The following is an 18,516-nucleotide window of genomic DNA, read 5'->3' as shown; positions in this document are numbered from 1 at the left end:
GCCACGCTGCGGAAAGGGGCACTGCAATGGATCCCGATGCTCGGACCAGGGCCACGATCGAGGAACACTGGCGGGCATCGGAGTCCGGGGAAAGCGCCGCGGAGCACGCCATCTACGCCGACGACGCGATCCTCGAATACCCCCAGTCGGGTGAACGGTTCCGGGGCCGCGCGACGATTCTGGCGCAACGTGGCGAACACCCCGCCAGCCGGCACTTCACCGTGGTGCGGATCGTCGGTGGCGGGCATCTGTGGGTGAGTGAGTGCATCATCACCTACGACGGCGTGCCGACCCATTCGGTGAGCATCATGGAGTTCGCCGGCGAGCACGTGGTGCATGAGACGCAGTACTTCGCCGACCCCTTCCAGGGTCCCGCGTGGCGGGCGGCACTCGCGGAGCCGGAGCCCGCCACGGCATCCGAGCTCAGCGGACCTCGATGACGACCTTGCCGAACGGGTTGGTCGACTCGTAGTGGCGGAACGCGGCACGGGCGTCCTCGAACGGGAACGTGCGGTCGATGACGGGCCGCAGCCGGTGCGCGGTGACGAAATCGGCCAGCTGGGTGAACTGGGCGTGGCTGCCGACCGCGACGGCCCGCAGGGTCGCGACGGCGCCGAACACCAGGCGGGGGTCCAGCGGCGGCCAGTTCCCGTCGACGGAGCCCACGAACGCGACGTGCCCGCTGACGGCGAGGGACCGCAGGGACTGGTCCAAGGCGCCGGCGGTGTGGACGACCCGGTCGGCGCCGCGCCCGCCGGTGAGGTCGCGGACCGCCGTGTGCCAGTCGGGGACGGTCCGGTAGTTGACGACCTCGTCGGCGCCGAGGTCGCGCAGGCGCTGCTCCTTGTCCGGCCGGCCGGTCGTGGCGATGACCGTCGCACCGAGGAGCTTGGCCAGCTGCACCGCGAACAGCGACACGCCGCCCGACCCGGTCGTCACCACCGTCTGTCCACAAAGGACGCCGGCACCGATACCCGAACCGTCGCCGGTGAGGGCGTTCCACGCGGTGACGGCGGCACACGGCAGGGTCGCGGCCTCGGCGTACGAGAGGTGTTCCGGGACCGGCACGAGCGCCTGCTCCGGCAGGATGGCGACCTCGGTGAGCAGGCCGTCGAGCGAGCCGCCCAGCTGCGGCAGGAACTCCGGCCGCAGCGGACCGTCCTGCCATTGCGGGAACAGCGTGGCGGTGACCCGGTCGCCCGGCCGCACCCGCTGGACGCCCGGCCCGACGGCGACGACCTCCCCGGCCCCGTCGGAGACCGGGATGACGTCGGGCTTGACCGGCAGCACGTACCGGCCGCGCAGCACCAGCAGCTCACGGAAGCTGAGCGACACGGCGTGCACCGCGACCGCCACCTCGCCGGGCCCGGGCGGCCGCGACCCGTCGACCCGCAGCGACAGCCCGTCGATGCCGTCCCCGCTGTTCACGTGGTAACTGCGTACCTTCACGGCGGTCACCCCTCGATGAACTGGTAGTCGCTGACGATGCGCCCGTCCGCGCCGAGCACCAGGATCTCCAGCCCCACGCCGGCCGCGGCGCCACCGTCGCGGGGCATCATCTCCCAGCGGAACTTGACCACGTCGCGGAGCCGGTCGGCGTCGCCGCGGGACCGGAACACGAAGGTGCCCGGCGCGACGAACTCCTGGTACGCGCGGGCCACCCGCGACTCGAGCTCGGCGTGCCCGCGTGCCTCCAGAACGAGCCGGTCGAACCCGAGCCCGGCGGCGGCCTGCCGCAGCTCCTGCGGTGGTTGCAACACGTGGACCGCGTCGTCGGACCACAGTTCGCGGATGGCGGTGCGGCGACGGTCCGCGTCGGGCTCGCCCCACACGGCGACGTACCGATCGGTGAGGTCCTGCAGGTCGATGTCGGCCATGATGATCCTTCGGTCGTGAGCAACGGTGCCGGCAAAGTCGTGAGCAACGGTGCCGGCAAGGTCGTGAGCAACGGTGCCGGCCACGACTCTGCTGCGCCGCCGGTCGGCCGGCAATTCCTTCAAGGGAATCGCCGGGCGGCGGCGGACCCGGTACACAGGAGCCATGACGACCGAACCGGCCGGCGGCGGGCTCGCGGGCGCGTTGCGGACCTGGCGCACCCGCCGGCGGGTCAGCCAGCTCGAGCTCGCGGCCCGCGCCGGCACCACCCAGCGGCATGTCAGCTTCATCGAGAGCGGACGCTCGGCGCCGGGCCGGTCGATGATCATCCGGCTGGCGGAGTCCCTGGAGGTGCCGATCCGCGAGCGTAACGAGCTGCTCCTCGCCGCGGGGTTCGCGCCGGCGTATCCGCAGCGCGACCTCGACGACCCACAGCTCGCGCCGGTGCGGGCGGCGCTCGACCGCATCCTGCACGGGCACCTGCCGTTCCCGGCGGTGATCGTCGACCGGTACGGCGACCTCGTCGCGGCCAACGCCGGCTTCGACCTGCTCACCCGCGGCGTCGACGCCGGCCTGCTCGCGGCGCCGGTCAGCGTCCCCCGGTTGCTGCTGCACCCCGGCGGTCTCGCGCCGCGCATCGTCAACCTCGACGAGTGGGCCTGGCACATCATCGACCGGGTCCACGCCGAGAGCCTGCGCAACCCGAGCGACCGGCTGCGGAGCCTCGCCGAGGAGCTCACCACCCTGGCGCCGCCGCGACCGCGGCAGCTGTCGGCGCAGCACCTCGGCTTCGCGGTGCCGTTGCAGCTGCGGATGGACGACCGCGAGCTGCGGCTCATCACGACGCTCACCCACTTCGGCACCGCCACCGACGTCACGATCGCCGAACTGCGCCTCGAGGCGTTCCTGCCGGCCGACGACGCGACGAGCGTGGCACTGAACGAACTCGTCAGGTGACCTTCCGTGGGCCACGATGGGGGCATGGCAGTGGTGATACGACGCGTGCGGGCCGGTGACGGCCCCGGCAGGGCCCGGCTGTGGCAGGAGACCGGGGAGTTCTTCGCGGCGCTGGACCCGCACACCGCACAGGAGCCGTCGGCGCACGGTCTCGTCGACTGGCACGAGGAACACTTCGAGCGGTTCGCGGCGGATCCGTCGGTACTGATGCTGGTGGCCGAACTGGACGGCGAGATCGTCGGCACGGCGGTCGCGCGGGTGCACGAACCGCTGCCGACGGCCGGCTGGCAGCTGCAGCGGGACCTCGGGCACCGCCGGGTCCACGTCGACGCGCTGGCGGTCGCCGGTGCCGCCCGCCGGTCCGGGGTCGGCTCGGCGCTGATGGTCGCGGTCGAGCAGTGGGCGGTCGACCGGGACGCCGTGGTCATCACGCTGGAGACGGGCCTCGACAACCCGACGTCGATGCCGTTCTACGAGCAGCGGATGGGCTACGCCCGGCACGAGGTCGTGTTCCGCAAGCAGCTGCGCTGATGCCGCCCGACCCCGGACTGGCCCGGCTGCTGGACGGCCTGCAACCGGCGGAGCTGGCGCTGCGGGACTGGGTGCGCACCCGGCTGAACGCCTCGATCGTGCGGGACATCGCCGCCCTCGACCACGGCATGCGGGTCGAGGAGTACCAGGACGGCATCGAGGACCTGCTGGTGGCCCGGCGCCTACCGGAGAAGCTGCCGTGGAACCCGGGCGAGGTGCTGGAGCTGTCCAGCTTCACCAACCCGGACGCCGCGGCCCGGCGCGAGCACGTCGCGCGGCTGTTCTCCTGCCTGATGCTGGTCCGCGGCGGCGACACCGTCTACCCCGCCGGCGCCCTGGCGGGCCTGGTCGACTCGGCGCTGGCCCTCGGCCCCGACGCGACCGCGCCGGCGCTGCGGTTCGTGGCCTGGTGCCGGCGGCACGAACCGGGCGGCTGGCGCGACGAGCCCGAGGCGCGACCGTTGCTCACCCTCGGGCTGCTCCTGCTGTACACCGCGGCGCCCGGCCACGATCCGGCCGTCGAAGCCGGGCTGCGCGAGGCCTGCGCCGGCGAGGTACGGGCCGCGACGCCCGCCGGGCAGGAGCCGTCCGCGTCGTTCAAGGCCGCGGCCGGCGGCGAACGGCGGCGGACCTGGCGGGCCTTGTTCGCCCGCTACCTGACCGGCCAGGAGCCGGCCGGCGCGTCCGTCGCGACCCTGCGGGCCTGGCTCAAACTGGACGATCCGCCCCTCAGCTGACGATCACGGCGTATTCGCCGGATACTGCAGCACCTGGGTGGCGACCACCGTGATCACACCGAACTCCGCCTCGACACCGAAGCGCTGCAACGCCGGCGCGTCCATGAGCGCCACCGTCCCGGTGACCGTGACGAGGTCACCCACCGCCACGGTCACCGGCGTGGACACCACGACGAGCTGCCCGGCCGCCGGCAGGTCGGCGTCGGTGAGGACGAACGCCCGGTCGGCGCGGACCTCGGTGACGACGGCGGTGACCGTCACGGTGCTGCCGGGCCGCAGCTGCCGCACCGGCGAGGACACCACCGGACGCACCGGTGCCGGCGGCTCATCCGTGCAGGCGGCCGGCAGCATCGCGCCGACACCCAGCCAGCACACCAGCAGGGCTCGCATCGATGACCGGTTCACGGCTGGCTCACCTCGCCGTCGCTGTGCGACCGCCTCCTTCCAGCGTGACCGGCACGGGTCACGGATGGGTTGCGGGGCGTGACGGAGTCGTCCGGAAAGTCCGGAGGCGCGACGGTCGCCGGCGGGCCGCACCGATACCGGGGCAGGACGACTACCGGGGCAGGACGACGAAGGCCCGCCAGCGTGGACGCTGGCGGGCCTTCAGTGCGTGCGACTTGAGGCTAGGCCTCGGGCTCCTCGCCGCGCGGCGCGGCCACGAGCTCACCCGGCACCGCCTCGGCCTCCTGGAAGTCGGCCTCGACCTGCGGCTGGCTCACCCACAGCGCCCGCATCTGCTGCTGCATGAACGAGGTGAGGCGGGAGCGGTACTCATGGTCGAAGCCCTCGAGGGCCTCGATCTGCTGCTGCAGCGCCTGCCGCTTGGAGGTCAGGCCACCGACCACGTCCTCGTAGATCTGCTCCGCGCGCTGCTTGATGTCGTGCGCGTTGGCCCGGGCCTGCTGGATGATCTTGTCCGCGCGGCTCTGCGCCTCGGCCAGGATGTCGTTGGCGTTCTGCTCCGTCTCGCCGGCGAACGCCTCCGCCGCCTGGGCGATGCTCTCGCCCTGCGCGCGCGCCTCGGCGATGATCTTCTCGGCCTCGTTGTGCAGCGCGTCGGCGTGCGCCTGCGCCTTCGACACGATCTGCGCGGCGTCGGCGTGCGCCCCGGCGCGGATCTGCTCCGCCTCGCGCCGCGCCCCGTCGAGGTGCTCCTCGGCCGTGCGCTGCGCCATGGTCAGCACCTGCAGCGCCTGATGCTGGGCGTTCACCTGCTGGGCATTCACGTCGTGCCGCGGCAGCTGCTGCTCCGCGGTGTTGTTGAGCGACGCCTGACCGTTGGCGAGGCGTTCGTCGTACGGCCGCATCCCGTGTTGTGTCATGACTCCTGCCCCTCCTCGGCGGCGGTTTGCGATGGGTCCGTCCGGGGAAGCTCCCACGACGCCGCCAGCGCAGAACGCCACGCGGACAGTACCGGAGAAGCCGCCGGAAGTCAGCATCGCAACCTGCCCGTGCCGACCCGGTCACCACGTGTCGCTGGGCGTAGGCTGACGCATGTGGATCAGGAAGACCGGATCGCGCTGTTCCTCGACTACGAGAACCTGGCGCTCGGAGCCCGCGACAATCTCGGCGGTATGACGTTCGACTTCCGCCCGATCGCCGACGCCCTCGCCGAGCGGGGGCGGGTGGTGGTCCGCCGGGCATATGCCGACTGGTCCTATTTCGACGAGGACCGCCGGATGCTCACCCGCTCGCACGTCGAGCTGATCGAGATGCCGCAGCGCATGGGCGCCTCACGCAAGAACGCCGCCGACATCAAGATGGCCGTCGACGCCATGGAGCTGGCCTTCGAACGCGACTACATCTCGACGTTCGTGCTGTGCACCGGCGACAGCGACTTCACCCCGCTGGTCCACAAGCTGCGCGGCCTGAACAAGCGGGTGATCGGCGTGGGCGTGGAGAAGTCGACGTCGGCGCTGCTGCCGCCGGCCTGCGACGAGTTCCTGTATTACGACCGCCTCGAAGGGGTCGAGGTCCCCGCGGCCCGCACCCGCGGCAGCCGCACCGGCCGCGCCGCCGAGCCGGACCACCGCCGGGCCGGGCCGTCCCACGAGCCACCGCCGGAGCCCTCACCCGAGCCGGCACCGCAGCCGGTCGGCGACGGCGACGCGCTCGCGGTGCTCGTCGCCCAGACCGTCGCGGGCCTGCAGGGCTCCGGTGGCGAGGTCACCGCGTCACGGTTGAAGCGGACCCTGCTGCGCAAGGACCCGACGTTCAACGAGTCCGACCACGGGTTCCGCACGTTCGGCGAGCTGCTGCGTCACCTCGCCGAGCGCAACGTCGTCGAGCTGGTCGCCGGCCCCGCCAAGGGCGACCCCGAGGTGGCGCTGCCCGAGCACGGCGACCAGGAGGCGGCGTTCGCGCTGCTGCGGTCCGTCGTGCAGGACGCCGCCGCCGGCAACGGCGGGGTCGCGCTGTCTGGCCTGAAGAACCAGGTCCGCCGGGTCCGCCCCGACTTCAGCGAGAAGAAGCTCGGCTATCGCACCTTCCTGCAGTTCTGCAAGGCCGCCGCGACCGCCGGCGCGGTGCAGCTGCGCTGGAGCCCCGAGGCCGACGACTACCTGCTCGCCGCGTAACCCGGGCCGTCCTGAAGGTGCCGTGACCCGGCGGCCCTGCCTCAGCCGACCTCGACGAGGAGGTGGCGCGGGCCGCGCAGCTCCGGATTGGGCCGGTACGGCGGCGGGTCGGTGACCAGGCGGGGGTTCTCCAGCCGGCGGGCCAGCGCGGGCAGCGCGATCTGCGCCTCCAACCGGGCCAGGGGCGCGCCGAAGCAGTAGTGGATGCCGCTGCCGTAGCCGAGGTGCTGATTGTCGGTGCGGTTCGGGTCGAAGCGGTCGGGGTCGGGGAAGCGGCCGGGGTCGCGGCTGCCCGCGGCGAGCATGAGCGCGAGCGGTGAGCCGCTCGGGATGGTGGTGTCCCCGACGGTGATGTCGGCCAGGGTATTGCGGCTGGTGATCATCTGCACCGGCGGTTCGTAGCGCAGCAGCTCCTCGACCAGCGGGAAGATCAGGTCGGGTTCGGTGCGGAGCCGGTCGAGGACCTCGGGGTGGCGCAGCAGCGTGAGCATGCCGTTGGTGATGAGGTTGACGGTGGTCTCGTGGCCGGCGACCAGCAGCAACGCGGCGGTGCTCAGCAGGTCCTCGCGGGACATCCGCCCGTGCGGGCCTGTGTCGGTGAGCATGCCGGAGAGCAGGTCGTCACCGGGCCGGCGGATCCGCTCGTCGACGAGCCCGTCGAGGTACTGGCCCAGCTCGGCCGTGACCCGTGCCCGCTGGCGCACGCGTTCGGCGAACGTGCCCGCGCCCGGGTCGAGGGTGTCGGTGATCGCGTCGGCCCAGTGCTGGAAGCGCGGCTGGTCCTCCAGGGGGACGCCGAGCATCCGGCAGATCGCGGTGACCGGCAGCGGGTAGGCGAAGTCGTCGACGAGGTCGACCTGCCGCCGGCCGGCGAAGCCGTCGATCAGGGAGTCGGTGACCTCGGTCAGCCACGGACGCATGGCGGCGATGCGGTCCGGGGTGTGCGGCGGGCCGAACGGCCGGGTCGCCTGCTCGCGGAGCCGGTCGTGCTCGGGCGGATCGAGGTTGAGGAAGAACAGCGGCAGCCCCGGCGGGCCCTCCTCGGTGGTCGGCGCGGCGCCGGCCATTTCGGTGTGGCTGCGCGGGTCGGAGCTGATCCGCGGGTCGTGCAGCAGCGCGACGATCTCGTTGTAGGTGCTGACGATGTAGGTGCCGTCGGCCTCCCGGGTCACCGGGTCCTTGCGCAGCTCCGCGTAGAGCGGGTACGGATCGGCCCGGTTGGCGGGTTGGAGGATCTGCTCGAAGATGCTGGCCTGTGCCATGACGCTGCCTTCTGTGTGCCGTCGGCGCTCCGGGGTCAGTGATGGATCAGGTCGGCCCGGCGCTCGCTGGGATCGTGGCCGGTCACCACGACGGTGGCCTGCAGGTCGCGGGTCTTGCGATCGGGCATCTGGGCCGGCACCGGCTGCCGGTCGGCGGGCTGGTCCACGGCCCGGAACTCGGGCGGGAACGGCGCCGCCCCCTCGATCAGGCTCCGGTAGAAGTCCAGCCACTTGGCCTGGTTGAACCCGACCGCCGCGGTGATCCGCCCGGCGTGGCCGTAGACGGCGACGAACCGGCCGTCGGCGACCGAGCCCTGCGCGACGACGATCTGGTCCGCGAACGTCGGTACGCCGACGGTCTTGATGTTGGTGCCGAACTGCGTGGACCAGAACACCGGGGTGGCCAGGTGCGGCCACCGGCCGGTCGGGCTGCTGATCATGTTGTGGGCGGCGATCTCGGCCTGGGTGACCGCGTTGCCCCAGTGCTCCAGGGCCAGGAACTCGTAGTCGTACAGCGGGTGCGGGAACCTGGCCACGTCACCGGCGACGAAGACGTCATCGGTGGTCACGCCGTTGGCGTCGAAGGCCCGGCAGCCGGCGTCGCAGCCCACGCCCCAGGCGCCGGAGGCCAGCCCGGAGCCGGCCAGCCACTCGGTGTTGCGTACCGCGCCCAGCGCCACCACCGCCACGTCGGCGTCGACGGTGGTGCCGTCGGACAGGTGCGCGCGGCGCAGCCGGCCGTCGCCGTCGCCCTCCAGCTCGGTGACGGTGGTCCCGCATCGCAGGTCGACGCCGTTGGCGCGCTGCAGGTCGGCGGCGATCTCGCCGATCACCCCGCCGAGCGCGCCGACGAGCGGTGCCTGCGCGCGTTCGACGACCGTGACCGGCAGGTCGCGTTCCCGGCACACCGAGGCGACCTCCGAGCCGGTGAACCCGCCACCGATGACGAGCACCCGCCGGGGGCGGCTGGCCAGCCGCTGCTGCAGTTCAACGGAGTCCTCCAGGCTCCGCAGCACGAACACCCCGTCCAGGGCGGCCTCGGCCTCGTTGAACCAGGGCCGGGCCCGGGTCCCGGTGGCGATCAGCAACCGGTCGTATCCGACAGTGCTGCCGTCGCCGAGCCGGACCTGCCGGCCGGCCAGGTCGAGCCCGGTGGCCGGCACCCCGAGCAGCCACCGCGCGTCGAGCTCGTCGCGGCGCGGCAGCGCGGTGTGGTCGGGGGGAATCCAGCCGTCGAGGACCTGCTTGGACAGTGGCGGGCGGTCGTAGGGCCGGTGCGGCTCGTCGCCGATGATGGTGAGTGCGCCGGTGAAGCCCTCCCGGCGCAGCACCGACGCGGCGCGCAGGCCCGCCAGCGACGCCCCGACGATGACGACGTGGCCGGTCCGCCGGAACGCCTCGGCCTCGGCGTCGGCCGGGCCCGATCGGGCCGGTCGGGACGGCTGCGGCGCTCGGGGCGGCTGGGTCTGCGTCAGCAGCGGCGCCATCGCGGTGTTCTCGCTGGCGCCGAGCTGGTCGACCAGGATCGCCTGCACCGGGCACGCCGCCGCGGCGCCCAGGACCCGGTCCCGCTGGGTGTCGTCGGGCTGTGGGTCGTACAGCAACGCCTCGCTGCCCCGCATCCGGAACATGTCGGGGGCGAGGAAGGCGCACTGCGCGTAGCCCTGGCACCGCGTGAGATCTACGACGACCCTCATCAGCTGGCCCCTTCCGACAACACGACCGGGCCGCACTTCCCCGCCCGCCCGACCGGCAAACCTCGGGGCCGCGGCCGTGGATCCGAGCCGCGCCCAATCTGTGCCTGGATGGCCTGCTGGCACGCTCGCACGCTCGAGCCTGTGACAGGGCACCGATCCAGCCCCGTCACACCGCTGCGACGTGGAGGAGTTGACGATGTCCGAGAAGAAGATCATCGCGGTGCTGGGGGCCACCGGCGCGCAGGGCGGCGGGCTGGCCGGCGCCATCCTGGCCGACCCGGACGGCCCGTTCACCCTCCGCGCAATCACCCGACGGGCGGATTCGGACCGGGCCCGCGCGCTGGCCGAGCGCGGCGCCGAGGTGGTCGAGGCCGACCTCGGCGACGAAGCCGCGCTGCGCCGGGCGTTCACCGGTGCGCACGGCGCCTACGTGGTCACGAACTACTGGGAGGGCATGTCCCCGCAGGTCGAGCTGGCCCAGGCCGGCAACGCGGCGCGGGCGGCGAAGGATGCGGAGCTGGCACACGTTATCTGGTCGACGCTGGAGGACACCCGCGCGCACCTCCCGGTCACCGACCCGCGGGTGCCGGTGCTCGAGGGGGCCTACACGGTCCCGCACTTCGACGCCAAGGCCGAGGCGGACCGGTTCTTCATCGACCTCGGCGTGCCGACCACGCTGCTGCGCACCACCTTCTACTGGGAGGCGTTCCTGCAGGGCTTCGCGCCGCGGCGGGACGACACCGGGCGGCTGGTGCTGGCCCTGCCGATGGGTGACAGCGCACTGGCCGGGATCGCCGCCGAGGACATCGGCCGGGTCGCGCTGGCGATCTTCGCCCGCGGCGAGAAGTTCATCGGCGCGACGGTCAGCATCGCCGGTGAGCACCTGACCGGCGAGCAGCTGGCGGCGGCGTTCGCCGAGCTGCACGGCGAGCCGGTGGCCTACCGGCCGCCGACCCACGACCAGTTCCGCGCGCTGGGCATCCCGGCCGCCGCCGAGCTCGGCAACATGTTCCAGTACTACGCCGAGGCGGCCGACGCATTCACCGGCGCCCGCGACCTGGGCCTCGTCCGGGAGCTGCACCCCGGGCTGCAGACCTTCCGCGGCTGGCTGGCCGCGCACCGGGACGCCTTCACCACCGCCTGAGCCCACCGGGACTCGAATGTCCACTGTGGATAGCAGCAACCATCCTCCGACGCAAGGAGAACCACCGTGTCCGAAACCACGCCGGCCACGAGCCGGCGATCGTTCCTCACCCGGACCGCCGTCGCCGTGGCCGCACCGTCGATCGCCACGCTGGCGGCCGGCGCCTTCGCCGCACCCGCGTCCGCCGCCGAAACCGCACTGCCCGACTACGCGCCCGTCCCCCCGTCGGCGCTCGGCCCCGCGCTCAACGAGCAGGGCTACCACGTCGGGCGGGTGGAGCGGAACCTGTACTGGGTGACCGACGGCACCTACCAGGCGGCGTTCCTGACCACCAGGGACGGGGTGGTGCTGTTCGACGCGCCCCCGAGCATCGGGCACAACCTGCAGCGGGCCATCGACCAGATCGCCGCCGCCAACGGCGTGTCGAACAAGGTGACGCATCTGGTCTACTCGCACCATCACGCCGACCACCTCGGCGCGTCGTCGCTGTTCGGCAAGACGGTGGTGCGGATCGGCCACGCCGAGACCCGGCGGCTGCTGCTGCGCGACAACGACGCGACCCGGCCGGCCCCGGACATCACCTTCAAGGACCGCTACACCCTGCGGGTCGGCGGGCAGCGGATCAACCTGGCCTGGCACGGCACCAGCCACTCCGCCGACACCATCTACATCCACCTGCCCGAGCACGACACGCTGATGCTCGTCGACATCGCGCTCCCCGGTTGGGTGCCCATCTACAACCTCAACGTCAGCGAGGACATCCCAGGCTTCATGGCCGCACCGGCCACCGCCCTGTCCTACCCGTGGAAGCACTACATCGCCGGGCACCTGGGCCGGCTCGGCACCCGCGACGACGTCGTGCTGCACCAGCGCTACGTCGCGGACATCGCCACGAACGTGCGCACCGCCCTGGCCACCGTCGACCCGACGCCGTACTTCGTCAAGTACGGCGTGAACACCTGGGCCGCGGTCAAGACGTACCTCGACGCGGTGACCGACTACGCCGCCGCGCCCGTCGTCGCCAAGTACACCGGTGTGCTGGCCGCCGCGGACGTGTTCACCGCGAGCAGCACCCTCGTCGTCCTCGAGTCGATCCGCCTCGACCTCGGCGTGGGCTCGCAGGTCCACCCGTAACGCGCCGGCGTGTCCTGCCAGGTACAACCTGTGCCTGGTAGGACGCGGCGCACGCACGATACTGGCAGGCATGGACCGCAACGACCTGGCCGCCTTCCTGCGCACGATGCGGCAGCGACTCCTGCCCCAGGATGTCGGGCTGCCGGCCGGCACCGCCCGCCGGACGCCGGGCCTGCGCCGCGAAGAGGTCGCCCGGCTCGCGCACATCTCGGTCGAGTACTACGCCCGCCTGGAGCAGGCCCGGGGATCCAGCCCGTCCCCGAAGGTCCTCGGCGAGCTGGCCCGCGCCCTGCGGCTCAGCACCGACGAGCGCGGTCACCTGTTCGAGCTGGCCGGCGCCGCCCCGGCGACGCCGGCCGGACCGCGCTCGGACGTGCCGGACACGGTGCTGAACCTGCTGGCGCACATGACCGACATCGCGGCGTTCGTAGTCAACGCCCGCTACGACATCATCGCCTGGAACCCGCTCGCCGCCGCGCTGTTCGAGGACTTCTCCGCGGTCCCGCCGGCCCGGCGCAACCTCATCCACCGGCACTTCATGCACCCGGACCCGGCCGCGCGCCACTACGGGATGAGCGGCGCCGAGGAGTTCGGCCGCCTGGCGGTCGGCCAGCTGCGCACCGCGGCCGGCCGGTACCCGCGCGACCCGCAGATCCGCACCCTGGTCAAGACCCTGCACGAGCACAGCGCTGAGTTCGCCGCGCTGTGGGACGGCCATCACGTCGAGACCGGCGCCCACCATCACAAGACCATGCGGCACCCGGTGGTCGGCACGCTCCGGCTCAACTGCGACACCCTCGCCGTGCCCGCGCGCGACCAGTACCTGGTCTGCTTCACCGCCGAGCGCGGCAGCCCGTCGCACGAGGCGCTGCGGCTGCTGTCCGTGGTCGGCACGCAGGACATGACGGCGAGCATGGACGAGGGGTGACCGGTCCGGTCACTGCTCGTCGGACGCGAGGGTGTCCAGCGCGTCGCGGAGCGCGGCGCGGGAGGTGATGCCCAGCTTGGGGAAGATTCTGTGCAGGTGGGCGCCGACGGTGCGGTGGGACAGGAACAGCCGCTGGGCGATCTGCTTGTTGGTCATGCCGGTGGCGGCCAGCGTGGCGATCTGCCGTTCCTGAGCGGTCAGCCCGGCCGTGCGGGTCTCGGGCCGGTTGTCCACGGCGACCCCGGTGGCGCGCAGCTCGTTGCGGGCCCGCCGGGCCCACGGCGCCGCACGCAGCTGGTCGAGGATTTCGATGGCGGCGCGCAGGTGGAGGCGGGCGCGGTTGGTCTCGCGGGTGCGGCGCAGCCACTGCCCGTACGCGAGGTGGATCCGCGCGTACTCCCACGGCCAGCGCTCGGCCTCGGGCAGGGACAGCGCGGCCTCGAACAAGGCGCCGGCGTGCTCGTCGTCGGCAGTCAGCGCCGCCGCCCCGGCCACGATCAGCGCCGTGTGGGAGGAGACCTGGGCGACGCCGGACCGCCGGGCGGTGGCGACGTGGGTGCGGGCCTCCTCGACCCGCTCGGTGCGCATCTCCGCCTCGACCAGGTCCAGGACCATCCATCGGCCGGGAATGCCCGTCGCAGGGACGCACGGCTGGCTGATCCAGGCCGCCTGGGCGTAGGCGTCCTCGTAGTCACCCGTGCCGAGCGCCGCGACGGCGCGGGTGTGCAGCGCGAGCGCCCGCGTCAGCCCGAGCCCCCGCGGCACCGCCCAGGTCATGACCTCACCGGTCAGGGCGTGGGCGAGGCCGGCGTCGCCGCGGGCGGCCGCGACGAACGCCGGTCGGATCCGAAGCTGGGCCTTGAGCAGGTGGTAACCGTAGGCGACCGCCAGGTCCAGCCCCTCGCGGGCCAGGTCGTCGGCCTCGTCCCACTGCCCGTGGTGGCAGGAGTCGACGCTGAGCAGGAGCAGGCCGGTGAGGACCAACGCGATCGTGCCGCCGTCGCGTTCCTGTTCGATCATCCGCCGGACCAGGTGACGATGGTCTGCCAGGACGTCCATCCGTACGGCGGCGAACGCCAGCGGGATGAGCCCGTGGGGTGCCGCTTCGTCGGGAAGGGCGGCGAAGGCGCGGTCGAGGTCCTCGCGCACCGCCGCCGAGGTCCGGGCCGGATGGGTGAACGCCTCGTAGGACATCCGCAGCGCCGTCGCCGGGTCCGGGTCGAACCGGGTCAGCGCACTGCCCAGCAGCTCCCAGAACGTGGGCCGGGCGGCGTAGACGCACACGAACAGCAACGCATACAGCAGATCCTCGACCCACTCGCTCGTGGGGTTGGCGGTCTCCGCGTCGTCGAGCGCCCGGGTCAGCAGGCGGTACGCGCCGTCGGCGTCGCCCTCGGCGTGGAACAGGTAGACCGCCGTGGCGGCGGCGAAGACCGAGCCGCTGCGGGTGTCCGAGTCCGACCGGGCGACGTCTGCCTTGCGGGCGTCGGCCAGCAGCCGGGGCACCTGATCGAGCGGGCCGGTGCTGCTGGCCAGGTAAGCCGCCTCGATCAACCGGCGGGACCGGTCGGCCGGTCGCGGGCTCAGCTCGGCGGCCCGCACCAGCGCCGTCACCGCGCCGGACGCCCCGCCACGCCGGAAGTCGGCGAGGAACGCCTGCTCCAGCGCTCCGGCGACCGTTTCGTCCGGGGCCGTGGCGGCCTCGGCCAGGTGCCGGGCACGCGCGCACGGGTCGTCGGCCACGGCGGCCAGCACGCGGTGGGTCCCGTGGCGTTCGCCGGGTGAGGACAGCTGCACGACCACCGAGCGGACGAGCGGCGGCCGGAGCGACATCCGACTGGCGAGCGGGTCGGCGACGACGACGCCGGCCCGCCGGGCCGGCTCGAGGTCGTCCACGTCGGTGCGACCCGTGGCGCGCAGGAGCAGTGCCACACTCGCGTCGGGTTCCAGCGCGGCCAGCAGCAGCAGGCGCCGGGTCGGTGCGGGCAGCCGCTCGATCGCCGGGGCGAAGGCGGCCTCCAGGCGGGTCGACAGCGGCAGGAGCACCGGCAGCGGCTCGTGGCCGCGGCGCTGCCGGTCGGTGAGTGTCACGGGCAGCTCGCGCAGCGCGAGCGGGTTGCCGGCGGCCTCGTCGAGCAGCCGCCGGCGCACCGGCGGTGCCGGTCGCGGGCACGAGGCGGCCAGCAGCGCGGCCGCCGGCTGATCGTCGAGTGGGCCGACGTCCACTTCGGGCAGGCGGACCTCGTCGAACCGGTTGACGGCACCGGTGCGCGCCGCGGCCAGGAACACCGCGGGGGTGTCGGCGAGCCGGCGGGCCACGAAGCCCAGCACGGTGGCGCTGGCACGGTCCAGCCACGGCACGTCGTCGACCACCAGCAGCGTCCGCCGCTGCGCGCCGGCCTCGCCGAGCAGGGCCAGCACCGCCGTCGAGACCGCCACCGTGTCCAGCGACGCCGCCCCCGCCAGGTCGAAGAGCCGGCCGAGGACGTCCCGCTCACCCGCCGCCAGCCGGTCGGCACTCTCCCGCAGCGGGTACAGCAGCTGGTGCAGCGCGGACAGGCTGATCTCCGCCTCCGACTCCACCCCGGAGGCGCGCAGCACCCGCCACCCGGCCGCCGCGGCGCGGGCCGCGGCGGCGTCGAGCAGTGCCGTCTTGCCGATCCCCGGCTCGCCCCGCAGGAGCAGGCAAGGGCCGGTCCGGGCGCGGTCGGACAGCAACGCCTCGAGCAGCGCCAGCTCGTCCGTGCGCCCCAGCAGATCGCCGTCGACCGGCCGTCCCATTGGCTGTCCCGGTGTGCTGTGCCGTCCGCGGGCTCACTTGGACGGGCAGGCGGCGCCGGCGGCGGCCAGGATCTGGTCGGTGACGGGCCCCGGGTGGGAGATGAGTGTCAGGTGCGACCCGCCGCGCACCTGCAGGACCTTGGCGTTCGCCCGCTTCGCCATCGCCTGCTGCGACTCCGGCGTGATGATCTTGTCGGCGGTGCCGATGACGTACCACGACGGGATCGTCTTCCACGCCGCCGCCTTCGACGGTGTCGTGAACGCGCTCTTCGCCGCCGGGCGCTGACCCGCCCACAGCACCGTCGCGACCGGCTTCGGCAGGTCCGGCCCGAACGAATCCAGGAACACCGGCTGCTTCAGGTACAGGTCGGCGTCGCCGGCGGGCGCACCCGCGTAGGGCACCTGGTCGTACAACGTGCTCGGCTGCCCGCCCAGGGCCGACGTCTTGCCGCTCAGCTGCCCCGTGGTCTCGCCGACCGCGGGTGCGGCGGCGTCGACGTACACCAGCTGCTCCACGTCGGGGTTGCCGGCCGCGGCGTTGGTGATGACGGAACCGCCGTAGGAGTGACCGACGAGCACGATCGGACCGTCGATCGTCTTGAGGAACGCGGCCAGGTTCGCGGCGTCACCGGTCAGCCCGCGCAGCGGGTTGGCGAACGCCCGCGTGGTGTACCCCGCGCGCTGCAGCCGCTCGATCTCGCCGCTCCAGCTGGAGGTGCCCGCCCAGGCGCCGTGCACCAGGACGACGGTTGGTTTCGCGGCACAGGCGCCAGCCGACGGCACCGGTGCCGCGACGGTCTGTGGCCCGCTGGCTCCCCCGATCACGCCGAGGCTCACGGCAAGGACCGTGGCCATCGACGCCAGCATCGGAGCGGTCCGGAACGTCTTCATCTCAAGTCCCCCGCTTCCGGCGGTGCATCCGTGATGAATCCGTGTTGCCAATGGTGTTCTCACGGTTGTCCGGAGCGGGGTGAGGCGCGAGGTGAGATGCCCGGAGGCTAGGCGGCGGGGGCGGTCTCGTAGGTCATGAAGGTCTGTGAGTCGGCGGCCTCGCTGCGGACCCGGCCGTTGGAGATCCGGCGCAGCCACGTGGCGATCGCGCGGTCCAGCCGGTACGCCTCGATGTTGTGGCGGCAGATGTCCAGCGAGATGACACCCTCCTGTTCCTCGGCGTGGCGGTACATCGCCTCGATGAGCTTGATGAACACGCCGTGCTCGTGGCCGGGGACGGCGACGAAGCCGCAGTACCAGACTCTGTTGTCGGCGTACTGCGCGGGCCAGCGGCGGGCGAAGTACTCCGGTGAGATGAGTGGCCATGCGTTGAGCTGATTGGTGTAGGTCGCGAGCCCCAGCAGGACGCCGTCATCGGAGTAGGCGAGCCATTTCTCGATGCGGCGGTCGGTCATCACGTCGTCGAATTCGGTGCGGTACATGAGGTGGCGCTGGACGGTGAGCGCATTGAGGTGCCGGAACGCGGCGCCGTAGAGTTCCCACGCCTGTTCGAGCTGCTCATCGACGAGATCCGTGCGAACATCGATCTTCATCTGACGCCTCCCGAGTCACCTTCGGTAAGGACCATGTCTACAGACCGTACGCACGTATCGACATGTCGACAATCATCAAAATCACCGCCATAAGGGAGGCCCTAACCGCGCGTTCAGTACTCGGAGTCCTACACTCCGAGCCTGGTCAGGGCCGGTCCGCAGGTGATGACACAGCCGACCGACACCGGGGCCATCCCCCGGTGCACCACGCATCCTGCATGTTTCAGGGCCCCCCGGCGCGACGGTGTCGCTCCTGTGTTCCGTCCCGGCGGTCTTCCACCCTCACACCGTGGATGCGCTTCGCCCGCAGCTGAGCAGCGACCTGGTGGTCGTCGTGCCGGGCATCATGGGCAGCGAGCTGACCGACGCCGTCACCGGCGAGACCCTGTGGGGGCTGCGGGACCCTCGATGACATGTGCGGGCACAACACGGCCCAGCTGGCGGAGTTCATCGACGCGCGGCTCGGCGAGTGGCGCGCCCGGCCCGCCCGCGCCGGGCGAGGTGCGCGCCGTCGTCGCCCACTCGATGGGTGGGCAGGGCGAGGGCGGCCCGTTGCCGCTGCCGAAGGCCCGGCCGCGGGACCTTGCCAGGACCCTGCCGGGCGACGAGGCCGTCGTCGACGCGCTGACCGACCGCCGCACCGGGCCGCGGCTCGGCGGCGGCGACCTCGGGCTGGACGTGCCCGACCTGGTCGGGCCGCCGTGCCGTTCACCGTCGCGGTCAGCGGCGTCGACCATCCCCTCGACACCGCCCCCTTCGGTGTGAGAGTGAGTGCCGCACATCGATGCTGCCGCCCCCGGCCGGACCGGGTCAACGCCGCCGCACACCCAACGGTCAAAGCGACATCTCGGCCCGGCCGCTCAGGCCGCGGACGCCGGCGAGAACGGGCGGACGCCGACCCGCTCGGCCTCGCCGATGACGTCCCACAGGATCCGGGGTGCCCGGGTGCCCTGCACGGTCGTAACCGTCTTGCGGGCGCCGCCGCGGAACGACACGGTGACGCGGTAGGCGTAGCGGTCGCAGCAGGGGTTCTTCGGTTGGTACGAGCTGCGCAGCCACCTGAACGAGGGGCTGCCGGCCATCCGCAGTGCCCGCTTGCCGCCGACGGTCGTGCGGTCGACGACGAAGGCGTCCTGTTTGCCCGCGAAGCCCCCCGAACGGTCCAGCACGATCCTGGTGGCCGAGCCGAACGGGACCGGCGCCGCGGCGGCCGGCGCGGCGGGCGTGAGCGCCGCGATCCCGCACACCGCGACCAGTGTCACGAGGCTGTTGCGTGTGGTGTTGCGTCCCATGATGTTCCCCCGTGTCCGGCGTCGCCGTCGACGCCTCCCTCGAGGACACCACGCA

Annotated in this window: 20 protein-coding genes; 10 read left to right on the top strand and 10 right to left on the bottom strand. The window is 72.8% G+C overall.

Going from position 1 to position 18,516, the window contains the following annotated elements; translation table 11 throughout:
• Positions 1-26 precede the first annotated feature (26 nt).
• On the top strand, positions 27-440 hold the full coding sequence (locus tag AB0K00_RS18595) for a nuclear transport factor 2 family protein (protein ID WP_363522268.1): 414 nt from the start codon (positions 27-29) through the stop codon (positions 438-440).
• Here AB0K00_RS18595 and AB0K00_RS18590 read toward each other — a convergent pair.
• On the bottom strand, positions 424-1,449 hold the full coding sequence (locus AB0K00_RS18590) for an NAD(P)-dependent alcohol dehydrogenase (protein WP_363522267.1): 1,026 nt from the start codon (positions 1,447-1,449) through the stop codon (positions 424-426). The genes AB0K00_RS18595 and AB0K00_RS18590 overlap by 17 nt on opposite strands.
• A 5-nt stretch (positions 1,450-1,454) precedes the next feature.
• Positions 1,455-1,877, bottom strand: a complete 423-nt coding sequence (locus tag AB0K00_RS18585; RefSeq protein WP_363522266.1) for a hypothetical protein — start codon at positions 1,875-1,877, stop codon at positions 1,455-1,457.
• Between the two features lie 163 nt (positions 1,878-2,040).
• On the opposite strand from AB0K00_RS18585, the gene AB0K00_RS18580 reads away from it, so the two are divergent.
• From AB0K00_RS18580 to AB0K00_RS18570, 3 genes are read left to right on the top strand one after another with little or no spacing between them, the layout of a single operon-like run.
• The gene (locus tag AB0K00_RS18580) at positions 2,041-2,832 is read left to right on the top strand and encodes a helix-turn-helix transcriptional regulator (RefSeq protein ID WP_363522264.1); all 792 of its coding nucleotides are present in this window, start codon (positions 2,041-2,043) and stop codon (positions 2,830-2,832) included.
• A 24-nt stretch (positions 2,833-2,856) separates the two neighbouring features.
• Complete coding sequence (locus AB0K00_RS18575; RefSeq protein ID WP_363522263.1) at positions 2,857-3,363, top strand: GNAT family N-acetyltransferase; 507 nt, start codon at positions 2,857-2,859, stop codon at positions 3,361-3,363.
• On the top strand, positions 3,363-4,100 hold the full coding sequence (locus AB0K00_RS18570; RefSeq protein ID WP_363522261.1) for a hypothetical protein: 738 nt from the start codon (positions 3,363-3,365) through the stop codon (positions 4,098-4,100). The genes AB0K00_RS18575 and AB0K00_RS18570 overlap by 1 nt, the downstream gene beginning before the upstream one ends.
• Before the next feature lie 3 nt (positions 4,101-4,103).
• Here the strand turns inward: AB0K00_RS18570 and AB0K00_RS18565 are convergent, their stop codons facing one another.
• Positions 4,104-4,505: a hypothetical protein gene (locus tag AB0K00_RS18565; RefSeq protein ID WP_363522260.1), complete on the bottom strand. Its 402-nt coding sequence runs from the start codon at positions 4,503-4,505 to the stop codon at positions 4,104-4,106.
• Between the two features lie 221 nt (positions 4,506-4,726).
• Positions 4,727-5,425, bottom strand: a complete 699-nt coding sequence (locus tag AB0K00_RS18560; RefSeq protein ID WP_363522258.1) for a hypothetical protein — start codon at positions 5,423-5,425, stop codon at positions 4,727-4,729.
• A 174-nt stretch (positions 5,426-5,599) separates the two neighbouring features.
• Here AB0K00_RS18560 and AB0K00_RS18555 point away from each other — a divergent pair, with 174 nt between their 5' ends.
• Entirely contained in the window at positions 5,600-6,679 is a 1,080-nt protein-coding gene (locus tag AB0K00_RS18555) for an NYN domain-containing protein (protein WP_363522256.1), read from the top strand.
• Positions 6,680-6,720: 41 nt separating this feature from the next.
• Here the strand turns inward: AB0K00_RS18555 and AB0K00_RS18550 are convergent, their stop codons facing one another.
• A complete protein-coding gene (locus tag AB0K00_RS18550; protein WP_363522255.1) occupies positions 6,721-7,941 on the bottom strand; it encodes a cytochrome P450 in 1,221 nt (406 codons plus the stop codon).
• A gap of 35 nt (positions 7,942-7,976) precedes the next feature.
• Complete coding sequence (locus AB0K00_RS18545) at positions 7,977-9,638, bottom strand: FAD-dependent oxidoreductase (RefSeq protein ID WP_363522253.1); 1,662 nt, start codon at positions 9,636-9,638, stop codon at positions 7,977-7,979.
• A gap of 196 nt (positions 9,639-9,834) precedes the next feature.
• Between AB0K00_RS18545 and AB0K00_RS18540 the strand changes: the two genes are divergently transcribed.
• The 3 genes from AB0K00_RS18540 to AB0K00_RS18530 all read left to right on the top strand — a co-directional run bounded on the left by AB0K00_RS18540 (position 9,835) and on the right by AB0K00_RS18530 (position 12,844).
• Positions 9,835-10,782: an NmrA family NAD(P)-binding protein gene (locus AB0K00_RS18540; RefSeq protein WP_363522252.1), complete on the top strand. Its 948-nt coding sequence runs from the start codon at positions 9,835-9,837 to the stop codon at positions 10,780-10,782.
• A 66-nt stretch (positions 10,783-10,848) separates the two neighbouring features.
• A complete protein-coding gene (locus tag AB0K00_RS18535; protein ID WP_363522250.1) occupies positions 10,849-11,916 on the top strand; it encodes an MBL fold metallo-hydrolase in 1,068 nt (355 codons plus the stop codon).
• Between the two features lie 70 nt (positions 11,917-11,986).
• Entirely contained in the window at positions 11,987-12,844 is an 858-nt protein-coding gene (locus AB0K00_RS18530; RefSeq protein ID WP_363522249.1) for a helix-turn-helix transcriptional regulator, read from the top strand.
• 9 nt (positions 12,845-12,853) lie between these two features.
• On the opposite strand, the gene AB0K00_RS18525 is transcribed toward AB0K00_RS18530, so the two are convergent.
• The 3 genes from AB0K00_RS18525 to AB0K00_RS18515 form a co-directional block, all read right to left on the bottom strand.
• Positions 12,854-15,625, bottom strand: coding sequence for a LuxR family transcriptional regulator (locus AB0K00_RS18525; RefSeq protein ID WP_363522247.1), 2,772 nt, complete (start codon positions 15,623-15,625; stop codon positions 12,854-12,856).
• A gap of 33 nt (positions 15,626-15,658) precedes the next feature.
• On the bottom strand, positions 15,659-16,516 hold the full coding sequence (locus AB0K00_RS18520; protein WP_363522245.1) for an alpha/beta hydrolase: 858 nt from the start codon (positions 16,514-16,516) through the stop codon (positions 15,659-15,661).
• A 107-nt stretch (positions 16,517-16,623) separates the two neighbouring features.
• On the bottom strand, positions 16,624-17,169 hold the full coding sequence (locus tag AB0K00_RS18515) for a hypothetical protein (protein WP_363522243.1): 546 nt from the start codon (positions 17,167-17,169) through the stop codon (positions 16,624-16,626).
• A 289-nt stretch (positions 17,170-17,458) separates the two neighbouring features.
• Between AB0K00_RS18515 and AB0K00_RS18510 the strand changes: the two genes are divergently transcribed.
• Together AB0K00_RS18510 and AB0K00_RS18505 are read left to right on the top strand one after the other, a co-directional pair.
• On the top strand, positions 17,459-17,581 hold the full coding sequence (locus AB0K00_RS18510; RefSeq protein ID WP_363522242.1) for a hypothetical protein: 123 nt from the start codon (positions 17,459-17,461) through the stop codon (positions 17,579-17,581).
• An 89-nt stretch (positions 17,582-17,670) separates the two neighbouring features.
• Entirely contained in the window at positions 17,671-17,934 is a 264-nt protein-coding gene (locus AB0K00_RS18505; RefSeq protein ID WP_363522240.1) for a hypothetical protein, read from the top strand.
• Positions 17,935-18,029: 95 nt separating this feature from the next.
• On the opposite strand, the gene AB0K00_RS18500 is transcribed toward AB0K00_RS18505, so the two are convergent.
• Complete coding sequence (locus AB0K00_RS18500) at positions 18,030-18,461, bottom strand: hypothetical protein (protein WP_363522238.1); 432 nt, start codon at positions 18,459-18,461, stop codon at positions 18,030-18,032.
• Positions 18,462-18,516 lie beyond the last annotated feature (55 nt).

This window comes from Dactylosporangium sp. NPDC049525 (assembly GCF_040676755.1).
Classification (GTDB): domain Bacteria; phylum Actinomycetota; class Actinomycetes; order Mycobacteriales; family Micromonosporaceae; genus Dactylosporangium.
The sequence above is the reverse complement of the archived record's forward strand: the minus strand, read 5'-3'. Positions and strand labels throughout refer to the sequence as shown.